General features: G+C 64.9%; 21 protein-coding genes. 14 read left to right on the top strand and 7 right to left on the bottom strand.

The annotated features are described in order from the left end of the window. Positions 1 to 134: 134 nt before the first annotated feature. From VIN30_RS04920 to VIN30_RS04905, 4 genes are all read right to left on the bottom strand, one after another. On the bottom strand, positions 135 to 1,007 hold the full coding sequence (locus VIN30_RS04920; RefSeq protein ID WP_338209774.1) for a DegV family protein: 873 nt from the start codon (positions 1,005 to 1,007) through the stop codon (positions 135 to 137). 431 nt (positions 1,008 to 1,438) lie between these two features. Then, the gene (locus tag VIN30_RS04915) at positions 1,439 to 2,869 is read right to left on the bottom strand and encodes a helix-turn-helix transcriptional regulator (protein ID WP_338209772.1); all 1,431 of its coding nucleotides are present in this window, start codon (positions 2,867 to 2,869) and stop codon (positions 1,439 to 1,441) included. 147 nt (positions 2,870 to 3,016) lie between these two features. Then, positions 3,017 to 4,741: an FAD-dependent oxidoreductase gene (locus VIN30_RS04910; protein WP_338209771.1), complete on the bottom strand. Its 1,725-nt coding sequence runs from the start codon at positions 4,739 to 4,741 to the stop codon at positions 3,017 to 3,019. Then, on the bottom strand, positions 4,731 to 5,363 hold the full coding sequence (locus tag VIN30_RS04905; protein ID WP_338209769.1) for a cytochrome c3 family protein: 633 nt from the start codon (positions 5,361 to 5,363) through the stop codon (positions 4,731 to 4,733). Before VIN30_RS04905 ends, VIN30_RS04910 begins: the two co-directional genes overlap by 11 nt. 437 nt (positions 5,364 to 5,800) lie before the next feature. On the opposite strand from VIN30_RS04905, the gene accB reads away from it, so the two are divergent. Genes accB through dxs form a run of 6 tightly spaced genes read left to right on the top strand, consistent with a single transcriptional unit; the run spans position 5,801 to position 12,282 of the window. Further along, positions 5,801 to 7,684 (top strand): acetyl-CoA carboxylase biotin carboxyl carrier protein, encoded by a 1,884-nt coding sequence (gene accB, locus VIN30_RS04900; protein ID WP_338209767.1) that lies wholly within the window; start codon positions 5,801 to 5,803, stop codon positions 7,682 to 7,684. Between the two features lie 2 nt (positions 7,685 to 7,686). Continuing rightward, positions 7,687 to 9,039, top strand: a complete 1,353-nt coding sequence (gene accC / locus VIN30_RS04895) for an acetyl-CoA carboxylase biotin carboxylase subunit (protein WP_338209765.1) — start codon at positions 7,687 to 7,689, stop codon at positions 9,037 to 9,039. Next, entirely contained in the window at positions 9,036 to 9,386 is a 351-nt protein-coding gene (locus VIN30_RS04890) for an Asp23/Gls24 family envelope stress response protein (RefSeq protein ID WP_338209763.1), read from the top strand. The genes accC and VIN30_RS04890 overlap by 4 nt, the downstream gene beginning before the upstream one ends. 9 nt (positions 9,387 to 9,395) lie before the next feature. Continuing rightward, positions 9,396 to 10,004 (top strand): transcription antitermination factor NusB, encoded by a 609-nt coding sequence (gene nusB, locus VIN30_RS04885; protein ID WP_338209761.1) that lies wholly within the window; start codon positions 9,396 to 9,398, stop codon positions 10,002 to 10,004. Positions 10,005 to 10,007: 3 nt separating this feature from the next. Continuing rightward, entirely contained in the window at positions 10,008 to 10,394 is a 387-nt protein-coding gene (locus VIN30_RS04880; RefSeq protein ID WP_338209759.1) for an exodeoxyribonuclease VII small subunit, read from the top strand. A gap of 10 nt (positions 10,395 to 10,404) precedes the next feature. Beyond that, on the top strand, positions 10,405 to 12,282 hold the full coding sequence (gene dxs / locus VIN30_RS04875) for a 1-deoxy-D-xylulose-5-phosphate synthase (protein WP_338209757.1): 1,878 nt from the start codon (positions 10,405 to 10,407) through the stop codon (positions 12,280 to 12,282). 70 nt (positions 12,283 to 12,352) lie between these two features. Here the strand turns inward: dxs and VIN30_RS04870 are convergent, their stop codons facing one another. Continuing rightward, positions 12,353 to 13,018, bottom strand: a complete 666-nt coding sequence (locus tag VIN30_RS04870; protein ID WP_338209755.1) for a GNAT family N-acetyltransferase — start codon at positions 13,016 to 13,018, stop codon at positions 12,353 to 12,355. Positions 13,019 to 13,528: 510 nt separating this feature from the next. Between VIN30_RS04870 and VIN30_RS04865 the strand changes: the two genes are divergently transcribed. From VIN30_RS04865 to VIN30_RS04835, 7 genes are all read left to right on the top strand, one after another. After that, positions 13,529 to 14,854, top strand: a complete 1,326-nt coding sequence (locus tag VIN30_RS04865) for an ammonium transporter (RefSeq protein ID WP_338209753.1) — start codon at positions 13,529 to 13,531, stop codon at positions 14,852 to 14,854. Between the two features lie 87 nt (positions 14,855 to 14,941). Then, on the top strand, positions 14,942 to 15,280 hold the full coding sequence (locus VIN30_RS04860) for a P-II family nitrogen regulator (protein WP_326424291.1): 339 nt from the start codon (positions 14,942 to 14,944) through the stop codon (positions 15,278 to 15,280). Positions 15,281 to 15,420: 140 nt separating this feature from the next. Next, on the top strand, positions 15,421 to 16,536 hold the full coding sequence (locus VIN30_RS04855) for a helix-turn-helix domain-containing protein (protein WP_338209751.1): 1,116 nt from the start codon (positions 15,421 to 15,423) through the stop codon (positions 16,534 to 16,536). A gap of 218 nt (positions 16,537 to 16,754) precedes the next feature. After that, a complete protein-coding gene (locus tag VIN30_RS04850) occupies positions 16,755 to 17,885 on the top strand; it encodes an aminotransferase (protein ID WP_338209749.1) in 1,131 nt (376 codons plus the stop codon). Between the two features lie 36 nt (positions 17,886 to 17,921). After that, positions 17,922 to 18,998: a pyridoxal phosphate-dependent aminotransferase gene (locus VIN30_RS04845; protein WP_338209747.1), complete on the top strand. Its 1,077-nt coding sequence runs from the start codon at positions 17,922 to 17,924 to the stop codon at positions 18,996 to 18,998. A gap of 75 nt (positions 18,999 to 19,073) precedes the next feature. Beyond that, entirely contained in the window at positions 19,074 to 20,090 is a 1,017-nt protein-coding gene (locus VIN30_RS04840; RefSeq protein ID WP_338209745.1) for an ornithine cyclodeaminase family protein, read from the top strand. 61 nt (positions 20,091 to 20,151) lie between these two features. After that, complete coding sequence (locus tag VIN30_RS04835) at positions 20,152 to 21,006, top strand: PhzF family phenazine biosynthesis protein (protein WP_338209742.1); 855 nt, start codon at positions 20,152 to 20,154, stop codon at positions 21,004 to 21,006. Between the two features lie 15 nt (positions 21,007 to 21,021). Here the strand turns inward: VIN30_RS04835 and VIN30_RS04830 are convergent, their stop codons facing one another. Further along, entirely contained in the window at positions 21,022 to 22,068 is a 1,047-nt protein-coding gene (locus tag VIN30_RS04830) for an inorganic phosphate transporter (protein WP_338209740.1), read from the bottom strand. Between the two features lie 122 nt (positions 22,069 to 22,190). Here VIN30_RS04830 and VIN30_RS04825 point away from each other — a divergent pair, with 122 nt between their 5' ends. Beyond that, the gene (locus tag VIN30_RS04825; RefSeq protein WP_326424289.1) at positions 22,191 to 22,439 is read left to right on the top strand and encodes a TIGR03905 family TSCPD domain-containing protein; all 249 of its coding nucleotides are present in this window, start codon (positions 22,191 to 22,193) and stop codon (positions 22,437 to 22,439) included. Between the two features lie 14 nt (positions 22,440 to 22,453). Here the strand turns inward: VIN30_RS04825 and VIN30_RS04820 are convergent, their stop codons facing one another. Continuing rightward, the gene (locus VIN30_RS04820) at positions 22,454 to 23,038 is read right to left on the bottom strand and encodes a LysE family transporter (RefSeq protein ID WP_338209736.1); all 585 of its coding nucleotides are present in this window, start codon (positions 23,036 to 23,038) and stop codon (positions 22,454 to 22,456) included. Positions 23,039 to 23,307: the final 269 nt, after the last annotated feature.

Raw genomic sequence — 23,307 nt, 5'->3', positions numbered from 1 at the left:
CGAGCGAGTTCCGCAGCGAACGAGACAGGACTTAATGTCCTGTCTCGCAGAGCGAGGACTGTTTGAGCGAATGGGAATACCCGCCACCTCCGATTAGGGGGAGTCGCAAACAGAATGTTCGATTACGGTTTCTGCTATTCCCTCGCGAAGAAGGCGAAGGCGACGCCGTCGGGGCCGACGTGGGTGCCGATGACGGCGCCCACGAGCGTGAGGGGCAGCTCCACCGCGTCCTGCGTGGCGATCATGCCCTCGGCGGCGGCGCGCTCCAGTGAGTCGGCGATGTACTTGCGGCCGATTTTGTCGGACAGCCCCGAATAAGCCACCCATGCCGGGCGCGTGAAGTCGATGCCGCCGGCCTTCTCGATCTCCTCGAACACCATGGAGCGCGAGGCCTTCGAGCCGCGGGCCTTTCCCAGCACCACCACCTTGCCGTCCACCACGCCCACTACGGGCTTGATGGAGAGCAGGCCGCCGATGGCCGCCGCGGCGCCCGAGATGCGACCGCCGCGGCGCAGGTACTCCAGGCCGTCGAGGGCCGCCACGAGCCGGATGTCCTTCTTTTCCCGATCGAGGCAGTAGGCGATGTCGGCTGCGGCGAGCCCCTCGTCGCGCAGGGCCCAGGCACGTTCGGCCACTAGGCGCTCGCCCACGGTGGCATTCTCGGAATCAACCACGAAGATGGACTCCTTGAAGGGAGCGGCGGCGATGCAGGCGCTCTGGTAGGTGCCCGAGATATGGCTCGAAAGCGTGATGACCACAGCGGTATCTCCCGCAGCCACCACCTCGGCGAAGATGTCCTGGAACACCATGGGCGGGATCTGGCTCGTGCGGGGCAATTCGTCGCTCTCGATGAGGCGCTCGAAGAACTCGGTGCGCGAGATATCGACGCCCTCGGCGAACTCCTCGTTGCCGAAGGTGATGGTCATGGGGATGATCTGGATGCCGTGAGCGGCGGCGTACTCCTCTTCCATGTCTGCCGACGAGTCCACGATGATGCGAATGGCCATGCTGCCTCCAAAGTTGCGTTTGCTTCCCCGTATTTTATAGTGCAGGGGCGCTGGGCGGCCAAATCCTCGAAAAGGCGAGTAAATTGTTCATAATTCGCAGACGGTTTCTCGATTGACAAACCCGCGCAAAAGTGGCCGCTGGGGACAAAGACGAGAGCGACCCCATCTGGGCCGCTTCTTTTTGTCCGAGGACAGGTTTCTCGCGTTTCATGTAAGAAAAAGTGCGATTGTGCGAGTATTTTGCGTCTAGAGAGACGACGGATGCAAGAAAAAGTGCGATTGTGCGAGTTTTGAACAGTGAAAAACTCGCACAATCGCACTTTTTCTTACCTCAGACGGCGGAAAGTGTGTTCGGCGCCCGTTCTGTTTCTTCCGCCTCCCACCTTCGGCCTTCGCTGCCCGCGCCTCCGTCCCTCGTGCCCCTCAGCCTCCTAGCCCTCCACCAGATCGATGAGCTCTTGGTGCGAGTGGATGCCGAGTTTCGCGTAGACGTGCTTTACATGGGCCTTCACGGTGTTGCGCGACACCACGAGCGCCTCCTCGATGTAGCTGCGGTCGCGCCCTCGGGCCAGCATGGCGAACACCTCGGCCTCGCGCGGGGTCAGCGCGTACTCGGCGGCCACGGTCTCGCAGCGGGCGGCGAAGGCTTCCTCGGGCGTTTGGGCCGCCTCCGACGCCGTTGGATCGGCGGTTACCGGCTCGATGCCGTCGATGGCGCCCGCGAAGGTGAAGCGCTTCAGGCCCACCATCACGTAGGCGGCGAACACCAGCAGCAGCACGGCGGGGATAGCTGCCCGCAGCAGGGGGTTTCCCGCCGTTGCCCCGTTGGCGATCATGCCGGCCGCCGCCCCCACGAGCGATCCCAGGGCCGACACGCCGTTTCCCCAGGCCACCGTCGTGATGGCTCCCAGAGGGTTGCGGGCGGCGATGGCCACCAGCGCCATTTGGGCCGCCATGGAGAACAGCCCGTTGCCGGCGTTCAGCAGCGCCACGTCGGCCGCGGGCCCGTCGGCGGCGAGCAGGGGCTGGGTCGACAGCAGAAAGCCCGCCATCACCACGAGTGCCGACAGCTGCACCACGCCGTCGGCAGGAAAGCGCCGCCGCGAGAAGACTACGTAGAGGGCCACAAGCGCCAGCGGCACCGCCGAGAAGAGCGAGGTGCGAGGCGCTCCCGCCACCTCGTCGAAGCGAAGCGCGAAGCCGAAGGCCACCTGGAACAGGAACAGGCAGCCGAACAGCGCCGAGAACGGGGCCAAAAACGAGGCCGGCCGCGTGACGGACAGGTCGCTCGGAGAGGGACGGTGGCAGGCGGCGTCGAAGAAGAAGCCGGCGTCGCGGGCTGTAAGGGCGAGCGCCGCCAGCGGGAAGGCGAGGAAGAGGACGGTGGCGACCGCCGGCGAGACCGCTCCCGCGACGGGGCTCGCGGCCAGCTGCAGCGTGTAAGCCGCGGCGATCACTACGGCCGCCTGGTGCGATGTCAGCCGCGCCACGAAGAGGGCCGTCGTCACCGTGGCCACGGCTCTTCCCGCCGCCACGATGCTCGCTCCGGCCACCAGGGCTGCCGGCGAGGCGAGCGCGAGTCCTGCGGCCAGCACAGCGCCGCCGACTACCAGACAGCCTGCTGCAGCCCCCACCAATGCCCGATGTCGCAGCATATGGGGCATCCGATAGGCCGCCAGGCCCAGCCCCAGCAGCGTGACCGCCGAGCAGGTGACGGAGATGTCGCGGGCGAACATGAAAATGGCGTCGAACTGCGGGAAGATGGAGCCGTTCATGAGTGTGGTGGCCCCCAACGCCAGCAGCAGCGCCGCGAACCCGCGGATGGCCCCGGCGGGGCGCTTCTCTTCTTGCAACGCCTCCATGGCGCCTCCCTTCCCGTTTCCTCCATTGTACACGCGAAGACCCCCGATCCGCGCGGGATGGGGGGTCTTGCGTTTTATAACCGCTGGTCACTGGAGGGGGAGGCAACCGGCGGCATCCCTGGAAGGGCGAGAGGGGAAAGGCAGGCTTTAGGCTTGCCCGGTGGCGGCCAGCATGCCGGCGCGGCGCCCGAAGGTCATGGTGCGCCCGCAGGCCAGGCCGGTCATGAGGTTCGGGTAGCTCACGGAGAAGAAGCCGCCCGAGTCGTTGCCCGTCAGGTACAGGCCCTTTATGGCGTCGCCGTTCTCGTCGCAGGGGTGCATGTTCGTGTCGATGGTGACGCCGTCGAGCGTCGCCAGGAACCACGCGCCGGTGCGCACGCCGTAGAACGGCGGCGTGTCGATGGCCATGAGGCGGTGCTTCTCCTTGTTGTAGTCCTCGTCCACCCCGGCGGCGGCCATTTCGTTGTAGCGCTTCCACGAGGCCACCGTGGCGTCCACGGGCAGGTTCAGCTTCTCGGCCAGCTCCTCCATGGTGTCGGCCTTCTGCACGTAGCCGTCCTCGATGAGCTTCTCGATCATGCCGTCCACCACCTGCATGGGGATGTTGTTTCTGGCCCCGTTGTCGAAGGGGAACAGGCGGCAGCAGCCCACCTCGTCCATGGCCTCGGCCTGGGCGGCGTGGTTCGCGTCCCAGATGTCCACGTAGGTCTGGTGCGGCTGCATGATGGTGGAGTGCAGCATGTAGTCGTAGGGGCCGCTCTCGTTGCAGAAGCGCTCGCCCTTCAAATTCAGCTTGAGGAAGGGCTGCTCGCCGAACCAGAACCAGCGGCCGAGCACGCCGTCGCCGGCGGTTTGGTCGGGCTTCACGCAGGCGCGGTTGAAGGTGCAGGCCGCGCCGAGCGGGTCCATGGTGGCGCCGAGCCACAGCGCCGCCTTGATGCCGCTGCCGGTGGGGTTGCCGCCGGAGCCGGGGGCCGCGATGCGGATCTTCTGGTTCCAGGCCTGACGGTCCTCCATCATCTCCAGGTTGTTGCTGTAGCCGCCGGTGGACAGGATCACGCCCTTGCTGGCGTTGATGCGCAGGTAGTGGCGGTCGCCCTTCACGTCGCGGGCGATGACGCCGGTCACCCGTCCCGTATCATCGGTCTCGCACTTGATGAACTCGCAGTACCAGCGCACCTCGGCGCCTTGCTCGGCGGCGTAGGCCAGGATGGACTCCGCGAAGCCCCATTCCTCGTCCTCGCCCACCGCGTCGGTCAGCTGCGGGCTGTGGCCAGTGGCGTAGGCCTTGTCGCGGCCGGGGTCGGAGATGTCGCCCACGCCGCCCTCGAACTCCATGACCATCTTGCCGTCGCGCTGCACGATGTCGGTGAGCCAATCCACCATGGCACCGGACTCGTTGGCCCACAGCTTCACCAAATCGTAGTTCACAAATCCGTTGGCGTAGCGGACGATGTCCTCCATGGCTTCCATTTTGTCGATGCAGAACTGGGGGAACTCGTCGAAGGACGCCTGCTGCAGCCGCGAGTCGATGGCGCCGATGTCCTCGCGCACGTTCCTCGGCTCGCCCTGGCGGTCGATGCCGAGCACCTTCGCGCCGTTCTCGGCGGCCGAGATCATGGCCGGGATGCCGCCGGTGCCGATGCCCACGACGAGCACCTCGGTCTCCAGGGTCTCGGCGATGTCGGACTCCAGAATCTCGGGCGGTGCGCCCAGCCACGAGGGGCCGCCGAAGTCGCCGGTGCGGGGGTTTGCGGGCTCCTCGGCCGCGTAGCCGTGGCCGCACCCGGAAAGCGCGGCGGCGGAAAGGCCGCCCAGGGCCGCCAGGCCCGCGCCCTTGAAGAAGCTGCGACGGGAAACGTTACTCTGCATGGGGGGCCTCCCATCCTTCGGGCAGGGTCAGGTCGTGGCACTCGTTGCACACGAGCACCTGGTTCTCGTGGATCTTGTGGCAGTCGCCGCACTCAAGGGCCATGTCCTGATGGCTCGCGTGCGGGTTGTACTTCTCGTCGTTGCCCGCAAATCCCCACAGATTCGCCGTGATCTCATCGAAGGAGGTGCCGGCGGCGTGATGGCATTCGGGGCGGGCGCAGAACTCCTCGCTGGCAAATTCCTTACCTGTGGCGAGCATGGTGCCGTCCTCGGTCATGGGGTAGTTGTCCGACATCCAGGCCATGACCTCGGATATCTGCGTGGTCAGTTCAGCGGTGTGGCAGTCGAGGCACGCCTCGCCGGCCTCGGCGTGGGCCGTCACGCCCAGCTGCGGGTTGTCGCTTTCGTAGGTTTCCACGTAGTAGTCCATGGGGCTGTGACAGATGGCGTTGCAGAAGCTCGGCTGCTCGTGCCACACCCAGAACCCAGCACCGGCCACAATGATCACGGCCGCCACGACGCCCGCGACGATCCACCCGCGCTTGCGGGGCCTTCGCGGCGAGGTACCTCCCTCCGTCGGCGTCCCGGTCGCCTGCGCGACCTCGTTCTCTTCGATGCTCATAATCGCATCCTCCCTTCCTGATGTTCCTCGGAGACGATGCGCCCAGTGTGCGCCGCCCGAGGGCGAAAAGCCATTACCCCAGCGGGGTAAACTTTGTGTTTAGCCTGATGAGAGCGGGGTATAAAATGCAAGATGCTCGTCTTACGCCTTTCGGCCCCAGCGAAGGAAAAGCTCGGGGTGCCTTTGCATCCGCGAGCGCCGGGCAGGGACGAGGCGGGCGCCCGGGCTGCCTGCCGCCGGCCCCCCTCAGCCGCGTGCCTTCCGCCGGCCCCCCCTCAGCCGGCGGGCTGGGCTGCTCCTTTTCTCTCGCGGCCCTCCTTCCGCCGCTTCGTTGATGTTTCTTGTCGGCAAATCGCGGCATCGCGGGTCGGGCCGTGGCAGGCGTCCCCTATAATGCAACAATTGATCTTTGACTATCTATAAGGAGGTGTGAGTTCATGCCACGGCTTCAGATCATGGATACGACGATCCGCGACGGTCAGCAGAGCCTGTGGGCCACCCGCATGCAGATCGGCGACATGCTGCCGATTCTGCCGAAGATGGACCGCGTGGGCTATTGGGCCATCGAAGCGTGGGGCGGTGCGACGTTCGACTCGTGCCTGCGCTTTTTGGACGAGAATCCCTGGGAGCGCCTGCGCGCCATTAAGGCCAACACGCCCAACACCCCGCTCGCCATGTTGTCGCGCGGCCAGAACTTGGTCGGCTACAAGCACTACTCGCGCGAGATCGTGAACCGCTTCATCGGAGCGGCCCATCGCAACGGCGTCGAGGTCTTCCGCGTGTTCGACGCGCTGAACGACATCCGCAACGTGGTGGACAACGCCGAGGCCATCAAGGAGCACGGGGGGCTGTTCGAGGGCGCCATCTCCTACACCATCTCGCCGGTGCACACGCTGGACTCCTACCTGGAGTACGGCCAGCAGCTGAAGGACCTGGGCGCCGACACCATCGCCATCAAGGACATGGCCGGTATGCTGACGCCCTACCGTGCCGAGCGCATGGTGAAGGCCTTCAACGAGGAAATCGGCCTGCCGGTGCACATTCACTGCCATTACGTCGGCGGCATGGCCCCGGCCAACATCCTGAAGGCCGCCGAGGCCGGTGTGGCCGTGGCCGATACCGCCCACGCGCCGCTCGCCTTCGGCAACTCGCATCCGGCCGTCGAGATGATCGTGGCCGCTCTGAAGGAGAGCCGCTACGACACCGACCTGGACCTGGACCTGCTGTTCGAGATCTCCGAGTACTGGGAGGAGATGCGCAAGCGCGGCCACTACAAGCGCGGCGTGTCGTCGCTCATCCACATGCAGGTGTACTCGCACCAGGTGCCCGGTGGCATGATGAGTAACCTCATCAGCCAGTTGGAGGTGCAGAAGGCCGTCGACCGCCTGCCCGAGGTTATGGCGGAGATCCCGAAGGTGCGCGCCGAGGTGGGCTACCCGCCGCTCGTGACCCCCATGTCCCAGATCGTGGGCACCCAGGCGGTGTTCAACGTGCTCACCGGCAAGCGCTGGAGCGTCATCTCCAAGGAGATGAAGGACTACGTGTGCGGCTACTACGGCAAGGCGCCGGGCCACATGGACAAGGAGATCGTGGCGAAGGTGGCCGGCGATTCCGAGATCTTGGATCCGAACATCGCGCCGGGCACGCTGGTGACTACCACCTACGACGAGGTGGCCGCGGAGATCGGGGACTTGGCCCACAGCGAGGAGGACGTGCTCATGTACGCCCTGTTCCCGAACGAGGCCCGCACCTACCTTTCCAAGCACCGTGTTTCCGAGAAGGTCGATTTCATGCTGGAGCAGGAATCCAGCGGCACCAAGGAGGACGATTACGTGGATATCAATCAGATTCGCGAGCTGGTTCGCGTTGCCGAGGAGAGCGGCGTCGGCGAGATCGTAGTTGAGGAAGAGGGCGTCCGCATCGCGGTGCGCATGCCCGGTCAGGGCGCGCCCGCTGCCGCCCCCGCGGCTGCCGCGGCTCCCGTGGCCCAGGCCGCGCCGGTGCCTGCTGCCCCGGCGCCTGCCGCCGAGCCGGCCAACGACCGCCCGGCCAGCTGGAAGCCCGTGGTGGCCCCCATGGTGGGCACCTACTACGAGGCCCCCGCTCCCGGCGAGCCGCCCTTCGTGAAGGTGGGCGACGAGGTTGCCGCCAACGAGACGCTGTGCATCGTGGAGGCCATGAAGCTCATGAACGAGATCACCGCCGAGGAGATGGGCACCGTGCGCGAGGTGTGCCTGTCGGATGCCACGCCTGTGGAGTACGGCACCGTGCTCTTCTACGTGGAGCCCCACGAGCCCGTGCCGACCCTGCCGGAGAACTAATCATGTTCAACAAGATTCTCGTCGCGAACCGCGGCGAAGTGGCCCTGCGCATCATGCGCGCCGCCCGCGAGCTGGGCGTGAAGACCGTGGCCGTGTACTCCACCGAGGACGCGGACACCTATCCGGTGCAGTACGCCGACGAGGCCGTGTGCATCGGCCCTGCTCAGTCGGCCAAGAGCTATCTGGTGATGCCGTCCATCATTGCGGCGGCGAAGAACACCGGCGCCGAGGCCATCCACCCCGGCTACGGCTTTTTGGCCGAGAACGCGGATTTCGCCCGCGCCTGCGCCGACAACGACATCGTGTTCATCGGTCCGGCCGCCGAGTGCATCGAGCGCATGGGCGACAAGTCCAGTGCCCGTGAGACCATGAAGGGCTGCGGCGTACCCACGGTGCCCGGGTCCGACGGCTGCCTGGATACCGTGGAGGAGGCGGCCGCCTTTGCCGAGCAGGTGGGCTACCCCGTGCTCATCAAGGCCACGGCCGGCGGCGGTGGCAAGGGTATGCGCGAGGTGCACGACCCGGCCGATCTGGCTGCCCAGTACAAGGCCGCCCGCACCGAGGCGGGCGCCGCCTTCGGCAACGACGGCGTGTACCTGGAGAAGCTCGTGCTGCGCCCCCGCCACGTGGAGGTGCAGGTGCTGGCCGACGACCACGGCAACGCTGTGGCGCTCTGCGAGCGCGACTGCTCCATCCAGCGCCGTCACCAGAAGCTTCTGGAAGAGGCCCCCTCGCCGGCGCTGACCGACGAGCTGCGCCGCGCCATGGGCAAGGCGGCCCTGAAGGCCGTGCGCGCCGTGGACTACCGCAATGCCGGCACCATCGAGTTCCTGCTGGACGAGCGCGGCGAGTTCTACTTCATGGAGATGAACACCCGCGTGCAGGTGGAGCACCCCGTCACCGAGGAGATCACCGGCACCGACATCATCAAGGAGCAGCTGCGCATCGCCGCCGGCGAGCCCATGAGCTGCGCCCCCCGCGCGCCCTTTGCGCCTGCGGGCCATGCCATCGAGCTGCGCATCAACGCCGAGGATCCGGCCCACGGCTTCCGCCCGTGCCCGGGAACGGTGACCGCCTTCATCCCGCCGGCGGGCCCGGGCGTGCGCGTGGAAACTTATTTACGGCCTGGTTCTAAAATCTCGCCGCACTACGATTCCCTCGTCGCAAAGGTTATCGTGCATGGACAGGACCGCGAAGAGGCCGTGGCCCGTGCGCGCCGCGCCCTGGACGAGTTCGTGATCGAGGGCATTGCCACCACCATCCCGTTCCACCAGCGCGTGCTGGAAAACGAGGTGTTCCTGGCCGGCGACGCCACGACGGACTTCATCGAAACCCAGATGGGAGACGTACTATGACCAATGAAATGAACGTCGAGGGACTGTCGATTGCCCCGGGCGTCATGGAGACCATCATCTCCGTGGCCGCCAGCGAGGTGGACGGCGTCGCCTCGCTGGGCAACTTCGCCACGAGCGGCATCCGCTCCATGCTGGCGAGCAAGCCCTCCACGAGCGGCATCGAGACGAAGATGGGCGACGACGGCAAGCTGTACGTGGCCGTGCACGTGGAAGTGTACTACGGCTTTGTGCTGCCCGAGCTGGCAAGCGCCCTGCGCACCGCCATCGCCGAGTCGCTGGCCACTCAGGCCGGCGTCGAGGTGTCGGCGGTGGATGTGTACGTCGACGGCATCCAGTTCAAATCCTAGGGAGCGTCGATGGCTTCAAGGAAACACGAGAGGACTCGCGACCGCGCCTTCGCGGTGCAGGTTCTCTACACGAGCGAGCTGCAGGGCGAGTCGCCCTCGAAGCTGCTGGACGAGGGGCGCTGCCTGGTGGCCACCGAGATGGCCCCCGAGCCCGCCCCCGAGGCGGCGCCCGATGAGGCGCCTTCCGAGTTCGGACGCATCCGCGAGGGCGCGCTGACCGATTACGCCTTGGGTCTCATTCGCGGGGTGGAAGCGAACCAGGATGCCGTCGATGCGCGTATCGAGGGGGCGTCCGAGAACTGGGCGCTCTCGCGCATGCCCATCGTGGACCGCTCCATCCTGCGCCTGGCCGTCTACGAGATGCTGCACTGCGAGGACGTGCCGGTGTCGGTGTCCATCAACGAGGCGGTGGAGCTGGCGAAGGACTTCGGCGGCGAGGAGGATTCGCCGCGCTTTGTGAACGGCGTGCTGGGCCGTATCGCCCGCACCATGGACGAAATGCCGCCCGAGGGCGTCGCCGGTACTGCCGTGGAGGGTGCGCCGGAGGTCTCCACCGAGACCGCGGGCGCTCTTGTGGGCGCCTCGGGCGCCGCCGCATGCGTTCAGGTGGGGGTGTAGGCCATGGCCGATGAAGCCGGGCGCAACTTCGAGGACGTGCAGACGCGCTTGGCGCAGATCGTCGACGAGGTGTCCGCAGAGGATATTTCCCTGGACGACGCGCTGAAGCTGTACGAGGAGGCCGTGAAGCTGGGGCTTTCGGCCTGCGATCTGTCCGAGCAGGACATCGACGCCTATCGGGGATCCGAGCCCGCCTCGGCGACCGATACCGGGGTCGAATCCGCCGCGGCGGTCGATATCGGGACCGATCCCGTAGGGGGCGACCTCGGTCGCCCCTCGGCTACGAGTGCGGATGTTTCCTCAGTCGAGGAGGGCGGCGCAAGCACCGCCCCCACGGATTCAACCGATACGGCCTTTCTCGCTGTTCCGCTCGCGCCCAACGAGGCCTAAAGGATAAGCTATGGATGTCCCGCGTATTCTCGATGCCATCAACTCTCCCGCCGACCTGAAGGTGCTCACCAACGAGGAATTGGCCATTCTCGCTTCTGAGATTCGCCAGGAGATCGTCGCCACCACCTCGGTGACGGGCGGTCATGTGGCCTCGTCCCTCGGCGCGGTGGACATCATCGTGGCACTGGAGAGCCTGCTCGATATGCCACGCGACCGTGTGGTGTTCGATGTGGGGCACCAGTCATACGCCCACAAGCTGCTGACCGGCCGTCGCGAGGCGTTCAAGACCCTGCGCACCTACGGGGGCATCTCCGGCTTCACCAAGCCCACGGAGAGCGTGTACGACGTGCACTTCTCCGGCCATGCCTCCGACTCGCTGTCCATCGCCACAGGTTTGGCGAAGGCGCGCCAGCTGAAGGGTACCCACGAGAAGGTGGTGGCGGTTATTGGCGACGCGTCCTTGGCGGGCGGCATGGCCTTCGAGGCGCTGAACTACATGGGCAACGAGCAGCTGCCGCTCGTCATCATCCTGAACGACAACGAGATGTCCATCTCGCGCAACGTGGGCGCGCTCATGAAGCATCTGGGCAATATCCGCGCGAACAACCACTACCGCGAAGCGCGCGAGAGCCTGCAGGAGGCCATGGAGGCCGGCGGTCCGGTGACGCGCGGGTTCCTCAGCCTGGGGAAGAACATGAAGGAATCGCTGAAGCAGATGGTGATTCCCCACAGCATGCTGTTCGAGGCGCTGGGCATCGTGTGCACTGCGCCCATCGACGGCCACAACATCGCCGAGCTGCGCGACATTCTCTCGCTGGTGTTGGAGATGGACGGTCCGGCACTCGTGCACGTGGTCACGCGCAAGGGCGAGGGCTACGAACCCGCCCGACGCGACCCTGAAGCGTTCCACGGCACGGGGCCCTACGACATTGCCACGGGCAATGCCATAAAGAAGGCTGCCAAGCATCCCACCTACACCGAGGTGTTCGGCGCGGCTCTGGCCGACGAGGCGGCCCACGATGCCGATGTGGTTGCCATCACGGCCGCCATGACCGGCGGCACGGGGCTTAAAACCTTCGCTGCCGAGTTCCCCGAGCGCTTCGTGGACGTGGGCATCGCCGAGGAGCAGGCCGTGGGCATGGCGGCTGGTCTGGCCGCGGGCGGCAAGAAGCCGGTGGCGGCGCTGTACTCCACCTTCATGCAGCGGGCGGTGGACCAGATGATCATCGACTGCGCGCTGCCTGATGCCAACGTGGTGTTCGCGCTGGATCGCGCCGGTTTAGTGGGCGATGACGGCCCGACGCATCACGGCGTGTTCGACATGGTGTACATGCGCATGGTGCCGCACATGCGGATGCTCGCTCCCTCCGACGAGGCCGAGCTGGCATGCGCCTTGCACACGGCGCTCGCACTGCCCGGCCCGGTGGCCCTACGCTATCCGCGCGGCGAGGCCGAGGGCGCGGTGCTGCCCGATAGGCCCGAGGTGCTGGAGGTGGGGAAGTCCCGCGTGGTGCGCGCGGGCGACGATGTGGCCCTGCTCGCCTTCGGGCGCATGGTCGGCCAGGCCAAGAAGGCCGCCGAGCTGCTGACCGCCGATGGTATCGAGTGCCGTGTGGTGGACATGCGTTGGGTGAAGCCCCTGGATGAGGAGGCCATCGCCGAGGCGGCGAGGACGCGCCTGGTGGTCACTTTGGAGGAGGGCGTTATCTCCGGCGGCGCGGGCGAGGGCGTGTTGGAGGTGCTGGCGCGCCAGGGCGCGACCGTTCCCGCTGTGGCCCTGGGCATCCCCGACCAGTTCGTGGGGCAGGGGCCCGTGAGCCAGCTTTTCGCCGACCTCGGCCTTGACGCCGAGGGCATTGCGACCACGGTGCGGGCTCGCCTGAAGTAGCGCACGCAACAACCTATGTCACGAAAAGGCCCGCGTAATCGCGGGCCTTCGCATGTTCGGGGGTGCCGGGCTACTTCAGCTTCTTCTCCATGACGTAGTCGTCCATGATGAAGCCCTCGCCGATGTCGGTTTCCACGGCGTCGATGGTCTTGAACCCGTGCTTCTCGTAGGCGCGGATGGCCATCTTGTTCTGCTTGTTCACGGTGAGGTACAGCGCATCCAGCCCGCGCTCGCGGGCGATGCGCTCGTAGAAGTGCACGACGGAGCCGGCAAGCTCGCGGCCGCGATGCTCCTTCAGCAGGTAGATCTTCGAGATGAAGAAGCGGTTCGTGTCCGCCTCGGCGTGGCCGCCGGTGTAGCCGATGATGCGCGGCTTGGCGGCCTCGTGGGCGAAGTCCTCGGCGTCGTGGGCCAGCTCGCCGTCGCGGTCGGATTCCACAGCATCGGGGGCGCCCGCGGGGGCCGGTCGGCCCTCATCGTGGATATCGGCCCCGTGAACGGCCTGGTCGAGTTCTCGCGGCGTGGCGTTCTCGCGGTCCATGATGAAGAAATACTCGTAGCCGTTGTCGGCAATATCGGCGCGGAAGGCGTTCAGGCTCTGGAACTTCTCCACCATATAGTCGGTCTGGGCCTGGCCGATCAACGCGGGCCAGTACTCGTTCCAAATATGATGGGCCATGTGGGCCAGGGCCTCGACTTCCTCGTCGCGCTCAACCTGTCGAAATGTAACGCTCATGGGCACATCCTTCCGCGGTATGACAAAGCATTTTGAAAAAAATGGTCACAAAGTCGAGTTTTGCGCCTCTTTTGGATGAAAAACGAGCCAACGAAAGGTTTTGGGTCCCTATAATGTATCGAATCACGATAAATCATAGGGTTTTCTCTCCATTTTGACGCTTCCGAAGAACCAAAACTCGATTTTGTGACCAAAATTGCGCCGATCTCATGCAAAGCGACTCCTTCATTGTAGGGCATTGGGGGTCCATCGCGCGATAGGAGTCGATTTGTTTCCTCGCAGTAACAAGGAATGGTCGCGGGTGTTAACACTTCTTTTTGAGGGGGTTAACAATCATCGATGACCTGAAAGGTTCGCGTGCGCCGTGGAACAATCGACGTGTCCCTGGTTATCGGGCCGACAGGTGGCAAGGGGTGGGAAGGCCGGCGCGGCTTCTCTTTCTCTTTCGGAACGCCACAGGAGCCTTCCCGCCTCTTCTCACCGGGCCCCGCGCAAAGGAGGCTGATTGCCATGCTTGACACCGGATCGACCGGGTTCATGCTCGTGTGCACCATGTTGGTGCTGCTCATGACGCCCGGACTCGCATTCTTCTACGGAGGGCTGTCGCGCCGCAAGAACGTGGTGAACACCATGGTCATGATCTTTGCGGTGATCGGCATCGTGGGTGTGGCGTGGGTGGTGTGCGGTTGGTCGTTCGCCTACGGCGGCGACGGGTCCCTGCCGTTTTTCGGTGGCCTCGATCAGATCGGCTGTCTGTCGGCGGTGAACGATATGGTGGCTGAGGCCCAGGCGGTGCCCACTGCCTTTGCGGTACTGGCCGATCAGGGCGCGCTTGCCGTGGACCCGGCCCTGGGCGCGGCTTACCCGGCCTTGCTCGATGTGGTGTTCCAGATGGCCTTCGCCATGATTACCTGCGCTATTGTCACGGGCGCGGTGGCCGGGCGCATGAAATTCGGTGCTGTGTGCGCGTTTGTGGCCGTGTGGGTGATCGTGGTGTACGCGCCGCTCGCGCATATGGTGTGGGGTGGGGAAGGGTCGCTGATCGGAGAGATGATCGGCGCGCTCGATTTCGCCGGGGGCGATGTGGTGCACATCTCCTCGGGTCTCACGGGGCTTATCCTCTGCCTGATGCTGGGGCGGCGCAAGGGGTTCGCGGTCATGAGCTACCGCCCGCACAACGTGCCCTTCGTGGCCCTGGGCGCGGCGCTTCTGTGGTTCGGTTGGTTCGGGTTCAACGCGGGCAGCGAGTTCGCCGCCGACGGCGTGGCGGCGCTCGCGCTGCTGAACACGGCGGCGGCCAGTGCCGCCGGCGTGCTTTCCTGGATGGTTGTGGAGCGGGTGCGTGTGGGGAAGTGCACGCTCGTGGGCGCGGCCACCGGCCTGGTGGCGGGGCTGGTGGCCATCACGCCGGCAGCCGGGTTCGTGGAGCCGTGGGCGGCCGTTGTGATGGGACTGATCGTGAGCCCGGTGGTGTACCTGGCCATCTCCCAGGCTAAACGGCGTCTGGGTTACGACGATGCGCTGGACGCCTTCGGCTGCCACTGCGTGGGCGGCGTCGTGGGCGGGGTGCTAACGGGCCTGTTCTGCGTGCCCGGTCTTTCCTGGACCGATCACGGCGGGCTGCTGTACACCGGCGACTGGACGCTGTTGGGCGCGCAGGTGCTGGGCATCTTGGTGACGATCGCCTTCGTGGCCGTGGCGGACATGGTGCTGGCGCTGATCGTGCGGGCGTGCTTCAAGGGCAGTTTGCGGGTGAGTGCCGAGCAGGAGGCGTCGGGTTTGGATGTCGCCGTGCACGGGGAGTCGGCCTATCCGGCCTACTTGGGCTTGGACTAAGGGTCCGTTCGTCCTGCGACACGAACGGACTTGTCAGGCCCTCGCTGATTTTGCCAAGAAAGTTAGATAGCGCAATAGGAGGATACCATGAAACGAGTGACGGCCATTGTGCGGCCCGAGAAGATGGAGCCGCTGAAGGAGGCGCTGTTCGCGGCGAACGTGAGCGGCATGACCATATCCCAGGTGCACGGCTGCGGCGCCCAGCACGGCTGGAGCGAGTACGTGCGCGGCACCGAGGTGCTGCTGAACATGGTGCCGAAGGTGAAGTTTGAGATCGTGGTTGAGGACAGTGCGGTGGATGCGCTGGTCGGCATCATCGTGGACGCGGCGCGCACGGGCGAGGTGGGCGACGGCAAGATCTTCGTGGCACCGGTGGAAGAGGTGGTGCGCATCCGCACCGGCGAGCGCGGCGCGGCGGCAGTGTAGGAGCGCGCTTGCGATGAGCCCGGCGATGTCCTCGGTTTCGGGGACATCTGAAAATACGGTACAATCCCGTAAAAGAGGAGGATCGGAATGACCCTTCCCCGAGGATGGCTCCGCAACGCTCGCGCTCGAAAGGAACTTTCGTGATCACGCCTAAGGATCTCGTCAACCTGCCTGTTATCGGGGATGTCGTCGTCCTCGCGGCGCCCGAGGCTACGCCCCATCGCGCGGTGAAGGAGATTGCCATCCTGGATGCCGAGGCCCTGACGGGCGATTACGACAGTTTCTATCCGGGGGATGCCGTTTTCTCGTCCCTTGGGTTCTCCGGCGGCAACGAGGCGTTTATCGATGAGGCGATTCTCGGTCTGATCGGCCGCGACGTAGCCTGCATCTTTATAAAGGGCGCCATTCCCTACGAACCGTCAGAGCGGGTTATCGCTGCAAGCTGTCGGCGCAGGGTGCCCCTCGTTCGCTACGGTTCCGGGCCGCTGGAGCAGATCATCTCGGAGGCGAGAAGCCTTATCGCCGAAGACGCCCGCGATGATCGCGCCGAGGAGCAGCTTCGTCAGCTGATGAAGCTGCGCGGGACGTGCGATTTGCGCCGCCGTTTTGCCGACGTCACGGGACTTGGGGGTTCGGTGGTGCAAGCCGTGGCCCTTGTCGCCGACGAGGGCGATCCCCTTGTGCTCGCCGCGTTGAAAAACCAGATTGCCTGGGTCCTTCCGAAGGTTTCCCCGTGCTTTGTCACGCGGTTCGGGGACGGTCTGCTGGCTCTGTTGGCCAGCGACGACCTTGCTCCTCTGGGGGAGGCTGATGCGGAGGCGCTGACGGCTGGGTTCGGGACGCGTTGCGCTGCGGGGCTTTCCGAGGCGCTGGGCGTCGATTGGGCTGATGGGGCCATAGCCGAGGCTCTCGGCTGCTGCGCTATCGCTCGGGCAACTTCACGGCTTGTTGTGTCGTGGGGGACGCTGGGCCCGGATGCCTTCCGTATTGCGCGGGGGAACGGCTTGCTGCTCGAGCGCGCGTGCGCAGCGGGCCTTGGCCGGCTTGTCGCCTCCGATGCGGAAACGGGCTCCAATCTTGTCGAGAGCATGCGCGCCTACGTGGAGTGCGGGGGAGAGACGACGCTTGCGGCCGAGCGCCTCTGCCAGCACCCCAACTCGGTGCGCAACCGCGTCAACCGCGCTCGCGCGGTGCTGGCGATGGAGAATGCCACGGACAAGCAGCTGTTCGCCTATTTGTCGATGATTTTCCTTTAGGCATCGCGCCTTCGCAGAGCGCTGCGAGCGACACGGCGCGCGGCTCGTCTGCGCGCCGTGTGCGGCCGACCCCAGCCGGCCGCGCGTGCCGTTGTGGCTGCTCACAATTGCTGGTCCCAGAGCCTGTGACTACCTCCACCCTCTGCTCCTGCTTCGCCTTTTATGCTGGAACCACGTTCCCAACGGAGAGACCGGAAACCAGCAGAAGGAGAACACCCATGGAGATCAAGGATTTCGAAGTCGAGCAGTGGATGAACCTCTGGGAGACCAAGTGCACCTACAACGTCGCCGAGACGTGCGTGTACTCGCTTTCCCTCGACCAGCTCTTCGAGCTTACCGGTGGCGACAAGCAGGCGTTTCTGGACGCCTTCGCGACGCGCCGTCTCACCTACGGCGACATCGAGGGCCGTCCCGATCTGCTTTCCGGCATCGCGAAGCTCTACCGCACGGTAGAGCCCGAGCACATTATCCCCACCCACGGTGCCGCAGGCGCCAACTCGCTCGTGCTCTCGACGCTGGTGAATCCCGGCGACCATGTGGTGTCGGTTATGCCCACCTACCAGCAGCTCTATTCCATTCCCGAGATGTGCGGCGCCAAGGTGGACGTGCTGCATCTCGAGAAGGAGAACGGCTACCATGTGGATGTCGAGGCGCTCGATGCTCTGTGCACGCCGGAGACGAAGCTCATCTGCATCAACAACCCCGACAACCCCACCGGCGCCCTGCTCGATGGCGAGACGCTGCGAGCCATCGTGGAGGTGGCGCGCAAGAACGACGCGTGGCTGCACTGCGACGAGGTGTACCGTCATCTGAACCAGACCGACGAGTACGCCGAGTCTGTTGCCGACCTCTACGAGAAGGGCATCACCACCAGCTCTATGAGCAAGGTGTGGTCGCTGGCGGGCATCCGTTTGGGCTGGTGCATCACTAAGGACGAGCAGCTGCGCCGCGATCTTTTGTCCCACCGTGATTACAACCTCATCTCCTGCGGCATGTTCGACGAGGCGGTGGCGGCCTACGCCTTGGCCCATGCCGACGCGATTCTCGATCGCAGCCGTCGCATTGTGCGCGAGAACCTCGCCACTCTCTTGGAGTGGGTCGATTCCGAGCCGCATCTGTCCATCGTGAAGCCCGAGGCCGGCACCACGGCGCTCGTCTACTACGACTACGATATTCCCTCCTATGACTTCTGCACCGATATGGTGAAGTTCAACGGCGCGTTCGTCACGCCGGGCGATTGCTTCGAGGAGCCGAAGAGCTTCCGCGTGGGCTACGGCTACTCCGACGACCCCGATGCCCTGCGCAGCGGCCTGCTCGCTATCAGCGAGTATCTGCGCACGCTGGAGTAAGTTACGCCGAATTGAAACCGGAAGGCGGTGAGCGCCGTGAGCCAGTTCCTCAGCAGCCGTTACACCAACGTTCAGCCCTACCGGCCGGGCCTGCAGCTCCACGACCGGCCCTATGTGAAGTTGAACGCCAACGAGACGTCGATGCCGCCCTCGCCCGCCGTGCGCGCGGCGCTCACTGACGCGCTCATCGACGGGCTCGGGCGCTACGCCGATCCCCATTGCCTCGCGTTTCGGGAGGCTGTGGCGGAGGTTCTTGGCGTGAGCATCGAGGAGGTGTTCGTGGGCAACGGCAGCGACGAGGTGCTCGCCATCGCCTTCCGCACGTTTTTCGACGACGAGACGCCGGTTGCCTTTCCCGATATCACCTACAACTTCTACCGCGATTGGTGCACCACCTTCGGCACGCCCTTTACGGAGGTGCCCCTGAACGAGGACTTCACGGTGAACGTGCGGGCGCTTGAGGCGTTCGAAGGCCCTGTGGTGCTGGTGAACCCGAACGCTCCGACGGGGATCGCCCTTCCGATCGAGGATATCGAGCGCATCGTGCGGGCGAGGCCGGACAGGTTGGTAATCGTCGACGAGGCCTATGTCGATTACAGCGACGGGACCTGTCTTCCGCTGGTGAGGCGCTATAGGAACCTCATCGTCGTGCAGACCATGTCGAAGTCGCGCAACCTGGCCGGCGCCCACATTGGGTTCGCCGTGGCCCGCAAGGAGATTATCGACGATATGCGCGACATCAAGTTCAGCACCAATCCCTTCAACGTGAGCGCGCTTACCGCCGCTGTGGGCATCGCGGCCGTGAAGGACACGGACTATTTGGAGCAGTGCATGGAGGCGGTGGCGAAACAGCGCGCCTTTCTCGCCGACGAGCTGCGCTGGCGCCGTTTTACCGTGCTTCCCTCGAAGGCCAACTTCCTCTTCACGAGGCCCGTCGGCATGGGCGCCGCAGAGCTGTGCCGCGAACTGCAGCGCCGCGGCGTGCTCGTCCGCCATTACGATCAGCCGCGTATCGCGGACTGGCTGCGTATCACGGTGGGCTCGCCGGAGGAGAACGAAGCTTTGCTTGATGCTCTCGATGATTGCCTCTTCGAGGCCGTGGGACTTCGTTAGACGATTGCGCGGGACGCTGGCACGACGTCCCGCCCGCTTAAGGGGCGCGCTTGCGTCCCGGAACAGGAGATGAACATGAGCGAGATTCGCATTTTGTCCGCCAAGGACGTGGCCGCCTGCCTCACCATGGGCGAGGTGATCGACGCCGTGCGCGCGACCTACGAGCAGAAGGCGACGGGGGCGGCCGAGGCGTGGCCCATGGTCTACCATGCCTTCGAGCCCGGCGTGGCCGACATGGACATCAAGTCCGGTGTGTTGGGTGGTGCCGGCGTGTTCGGGCACAAGACCGTGGCGTGGTTCTCGAAGAACCCCGCCCGCGGCCTGCCCGACCTGTACGGCCTCATCGTCGTGCTTTCCGCCGAGACCGGCGAGCCGGTGGGCGTTGTTGACGGAGCGGGCATCACGGGCATGAGAACCGGTGCGGCCGGAGCCCTAGGCGCTCACGTTCTTGCCAATCCCGAATCGGAGAGCCTGCTCATGGTGGGCGCGGGGCACCAGGCGCTCTACCAGGTTGCGGCCACCCTCTCGCTGTTCGATAGCATTAAGACCGTGCGCGTTGCCAATCCCCACAACCCCGACCGTGCCCGCGATCTGGCGCAGCGGCTGCCGCAGAAGCTGGCCGACCAGTTCCGCATCGAGCGCCCCGATGTGCGCTTCGAGGCGGCAGGCGACCTCGCCCAGGCGGTGGATGCGAGCGATATCGTCATCACGGCTACGATGTCCACAACACCGCTTATTGATGCGGATTGGGTGCGCTTCGGCACGCATTTCTCCTGCATGGGCGCCGACATGCCGGGCAAGCAGGAAATCGACCCGGCCATCATTGCCGGTGGGCGCCTGTTCGCCGACGATACGGCGAATTGCATCGGCAACGGCGAGATCGAGCTCGGGCTGGCCCAGGGCGTCTTCGATGCCGACCACGTGGCCGGCGAGCTCGGCGAAGTGCTTGCGGGCAAGGTGGAGGGCCGCACCGACCCCGACGAGGTGACGGTGTTCGACTCAGCTGGCACCGCGCTGCTGGATATCGCCTGCGCCAAGATGGCCCTCGATGCTGCCGCCGAGCACGGGCTCGGCACCGTGGCAGCGCTCTAGCGCCGGATCGAGCGGGTTTTGCTTTCACAGCAGATTTGATAGCGAGAAGAAGGGGAGGTCCATGGAGTTCTACATCGTTGATTGCTTCGCTGAGGAAAAATATCAAGGCAATCAGTTGGCCGTTTTCTTTTCTGAAGGAGAGCTGGCTACAGAAGAGATGCAAGCCATCGCTCAGGAAATGCACTTCTCGGAGACGACGTTCGTCTGTTCCGGCGATAAGGGCAATTGCACCTTCGATGTGCGCATCTTCACGCCGGATGTCGAAGTGCCTTTTGCGGGTCATCCTACGTTGGGCACAGCTCATCTGCTACGCGAGGTGTACGGTATTTCCTCCGATGAGACGATTTACCTCGATCTGCCCGCGGGGAAGATTCCTGTGCGCGGTGAGGGCGAGCTGCTCTTCATGACTCAGAACCAGCCAGAGTTCGGTCTTTCGGTTGATTCTGCCGATGTAGCACGCGCTCTTTCCTTGGAAGTGTCCGATGTCGTCGCGGGTGCGCCTGTTGAGCTGGTGTCAACGGGACTGGAGGCCATTATCGCGCCATTGGCCTCTTTGGACGCCTTGCGTCGCAGCCATGTTAACTATGACGCACTTCGTCTTGTGCACGAGCGGTATTGCAAATGCAACGTGCTGGTCTTCGTGCCGACGGAAGAGGGAATTGAAGTGCGCGTATTCATGGACGATTCGGGCTTTCCGGAGGATCCTGCCACGGGGAGCGCCAACGGCTGTCTGGCTGCCTATCTGCTGCGCCACAAAACGCTCGGCAGTGCCGATCTGGCGTATACTGTGGCGCAGGGCGCTGATGTGGGACGCCCATCGAGGCTCTACGTCAGGGCCGCGAAGGATGGCGAGTGCTGTCGCATCGAGGTCGGCGGCAAGGCGCGCACCGTTGCAAAGGGCGTTTGGCTCGGTTGAGGATCGGGGATGCCCTTAGAACAGCATGAACAGTTTGGCCAGGCCCCAGCCGATGAAGCCGCAGCAGGGGAAGGTGAGCACCCAGGCCCACACCATGCGCCGGGCCACGCCCCAGTTCACGCGCTTGAAGCTGCGCGAGGCGCCCACGCCCATGATGGAGGCGGTAGAGCAGTGCGAGGTGGACACGGGCATGCCGGTCATGGACGCCACGAACAGGGTGATAACGGTGGAGGCGGAGGCGGCCACGCCCTGGTATTTCTCGAGCGAGACCATGTCCATGGCCACCGATTTGATGATGCGCTTGCCGCCGAGCAGCGTGCCCAGCGACATGGCCAGCGAGCAGATGATCATCAGCCACAGGGGGAAGTCGGTGGCACCGCTCGTCTCCATGCCGAAGGCCAGCGCGATGCCCAAAAGCCCGATGGACATGAACTTCTGACCGTCCTGGGCGCCATGCAGAAACGAAAGCGCGCAGGCGCAGATGTCCTGCAGCACCACACACACCTTGTCGCCGCGGCGTCGGTCGACGCAGGAGAAGAGAAACTCGATGATCTTGGTGGTTGCCATGCCGAGAATGAAGCCTCCCACCAGCGAGAACACCATGCCGTAAATGACGAGCATCCACTCGGAGAGCACCACGCCCGCCAGGCCGTTCAGGGCAATGGCCCCGCCGGTGACCCCGGCGATGAGCGAGTGGGATTTCGAGGCGGGGATGCCCCAGAACCAGCAGAACACGCCCCAGCCGATAGAGCCTATCATGGCGGCTATGAGGGCGAGCAGCGCCTGGTGGGTGTTGCCCGAGAAGTCCACCATGTTGAACATCGTGTGGGCGACGGCGGTGGAGATGTAGGTCATGCCCACCAGACCGACGAAGTTGAACACGGCGGCGAGGCCGAGCGCTACTCCGGGCGAGAGGCAGCGGGTGGACACCGCCGAGGCGATGGCGTTGGGGGCATCAGTGGCTCCCGAGATGACGGTCACGCCGATGACCAGTGCCAGAATGCCGAGCAGAACGGGATGGTCGCCTGCCTGTGCGAGGAATACCGAAAGCGTCAATTCCATGCGGAGCCTTATCTCGATGAAACCCGATTCAAAGAAGCGTGTCCGATCATTCTAACGCAAAGTATTCCGCTCGTCTTGCGGTACAATCGCGTGCGAGAGAAGACAAGAGAAAGGAACCTGCTATGCATACCTATACTCCGCGCGGCGTGTGCTCCCGTCAGATCGACGTTGAAGTGAGCGGCGACACGGTGCAAAACGTGCAGTTCGTCGGCGGTTGCGACGGCAACCTGAAGGCCATCTCCAAGTTGGTGGCCGGCATGAAGGTGGACGAGGTGGCCGCGCTTCTGGAGGGCAACACCTGCGGGCGGCGCTCCACGTCCTGCGCCGACCAGCTTGTGCACGCCCTGCGCGAGGCCCAGGCGGCCGAGTAGCGGAAGCGCGGTGTTCAGGCGAGCATCTCTACGGCGCAGAGCATAAGCGTAGCGGCGAAGACGAGGTTCGCGGCGCGGAAGTGGCGCAGGTAGGCTTTCTGGAGCGCCACGCCGAAGGCGATCCAGACGAGGGTTGCCACGGTTCCGATGGAGGCGATCACCATCTCAACGACCATGAGCGTGGGAAGATCGCTCGCGTGGCCGACGATGAAGCCGACGAGCGCCGTGATGCCGAACAGGTATATCTTCGCGTTGACGAATTGCAGGAGGAACCCCTGGACAAACGAGGGCCTCCCGCCCGACCCGTCCTCTTCGGGGCGACTGCGCGCGATGTGCACGGCGAGCCAGACCACGTAGGCGGCGCCCGCGTACTTCAAGATTCCGAGCGCGTCGGGCACGGCCGAGCCTAAGAAGAACACCGTGAGCGCGCAGATCGCCTGAACGGCGAAGTAGCCGCAGAAAATGCCCAGGTACAGGGGCATCCCGCGTCGCCAGCCGTGGCTTGCCGCTGTGCTGAGGGCGAGGATGTTTCCCGGCCCGGGAGTAAATGCGTTGACGAGGCAGTAGATGAGAAACGCCCCTGCCGCCTGTGTTTCCATGTTCGGCACCTCCTGATACCATGCTAGCCGATGGCCTTTGCCGTTGGGTAATACCTGTTCGCGATGGAGCGGCATCGCTCGCGGCGATAGCCATTGCGTTCGGGCTCCCCGCTGTTTGGCGCGGCTTTGCCGTGCAGCATCGGTGAGCTCTGTGGGCGCCCTGCGAAAAATGTCGGCACTCGGGCAAAATTCACAATTCTTCATGGGTCGGCGGTGCTATACTGGGCGGGCTTGCCGAAACCGGCGAGTGAAAGTATCTGCTGGCCCCC

The organism is Adlercreutzia wanghongyangiae, assembly GCF_035989245.1.
Classification (GTDB): Bacteria; Actinomycetota; Coriobacteriia; order Coriobacteriales; family Eggerthellaceae; genus Adlercreutzia; species Adlercreutzia wanghongyangiae.
This window is presented reverse-complemented; position numbering and strand designations above follow the sequence as displayed.

Excerpts from the sequence above, each read along its gene's own strand:
- VIN30_RS04920 (WP_338209774.1), bottom strand. The coding sequence starts at position 1,007 with ATGGCCATTCGCATCATCGTGGACTCGTCGGCAGACATGGAAGAGGAG.
- VIN30_RS04915 (WP_338209772.1), bottom strand. The coding sequence starts at position 2,869 with ATGGAGGCGTTGCAAGAAGAGAAGCGCCCCGCCGGGGCCATCCGCGGG.
- VIN30_RS04910 (WP_338209771.1), bottom strand. The coding sequence starts at position 4,741 with ATGCAGAGTAACGTTTCCCGTCGCAGCTTCTTCAAGGGCGCGGGCCTG.
- VIN30_RS04905 (WP_338209769.1), bottom strand. The coding sequence starts at position 5,363 with ATGAGCATCGAAGAGAACGAGGTCGCGCAGGCGACCGGGACGCCGACG.
- accB (WP_338209767.1), top strand. The coding sequence starts at position 5,801 with ATGCCACGGCTTCAGATCATGGATACGACGATCCGCGACGGTCAGCAG.
- accC (WP_338209765.1), top strand. The coding sequence starts at position 7,687 with ATGTTCAACAAGATTCTCGTCGCGAACCGCGGCGAAGTGGCCCTGCGC.
- VIN30_RS04890 (WP_338209763.1), top strand. The coding sequence starts at position 9,036 with ATGACCAATGAAATGAACGTCGAGGGACTGTCGATTGCCCCGGGCGTC.
- nusB (WP_338209761.1), top strand. The coding sequence starts at position 9,396 with ATGGCTTCAAGGAAACACGAGAGGACTCGCGACCGCGCCTTCGCGGTG.
- VIN30_RS04880 (WP_338209759.1), top strand. The coding sequence starts at position 10,008 with ATGGCCGATGAAGCCGGGCGCAACTTCGAGGACGTGCAGACGCGCTTG.
- dxs (WP_338209757.1), top strand. The coding sequence starts at position 10,405 with ATGGATGTCCCGCGTATTCTCGATGCCATCAACTCTCCCGCCGACCTG.
- VIN30_RS04870 (WP_338209755.1), bottom strand. The coding sequence starts at position 13,018 with ATGAGCGTTACATTTCGACAGGTTGAGCGCGACGAGGAAGTCGAGGCC.
- VIN30_RS04865 (WP_338209753.1), top strand. The coding sequence starts at position 13,529 with ATGCTTGACACCGGATCGACCGGGTTCATGCTCGTGTGCACCATGTTG.
- VIN30_RS04860 (WP_326424291.1), top strand. The coding sequence starts at position 14,942 with ATGAAACGAGTGACGGCCATTGTGCGGCCCGAGAAGATGGAGCCGCTG.
- VIN30_RS04850 (WP_338209749.1), top strand. The coding sequence starts at position 16,755 with ATGGAGATCAAGGATTTCGAAGTCGAGCAGTGGATGAACCTCTGGGAG.
- VIN30_RS04840 (WP_338209745.1), top strand. The coding sequence starts at position 19,074 with ATGAGCGAGATTCGCATTTTGTCCGCCAAGGACGTGGCCGCCTGCCTC.
- VIN30_RS04835 (WP_338209742.1), top strand. The coding sequence starts at position 20,152 with ATGGAGTTCTACATCGTTGATTGCTTCGCTGAGGAAAAATATCAAGGC.
- VIN30_RS04830 (WP_338209740.1), bottom strand. The coding sequence starts at position 22,068 with ATGGAATTGACGCTTTCGGTATTCCTCGCACAGGCAGGCGACCATCCC.
- VIN30_RS04825 (WP_326424289.1), top strand. The coding sequence starts at position 22,191 with ATGCATACCTATACTCCGCGCGGCGTGTGCTCCCGTCAGATCGACGTT.
- VIN30_RS04820 (WP_338209736.1), bottom strand. The coding sequence starts at position 23,038 with ATGGAAACACAGGCGGCAGGGGCGTTTCTCATCTACTGCCTCGTCAAC.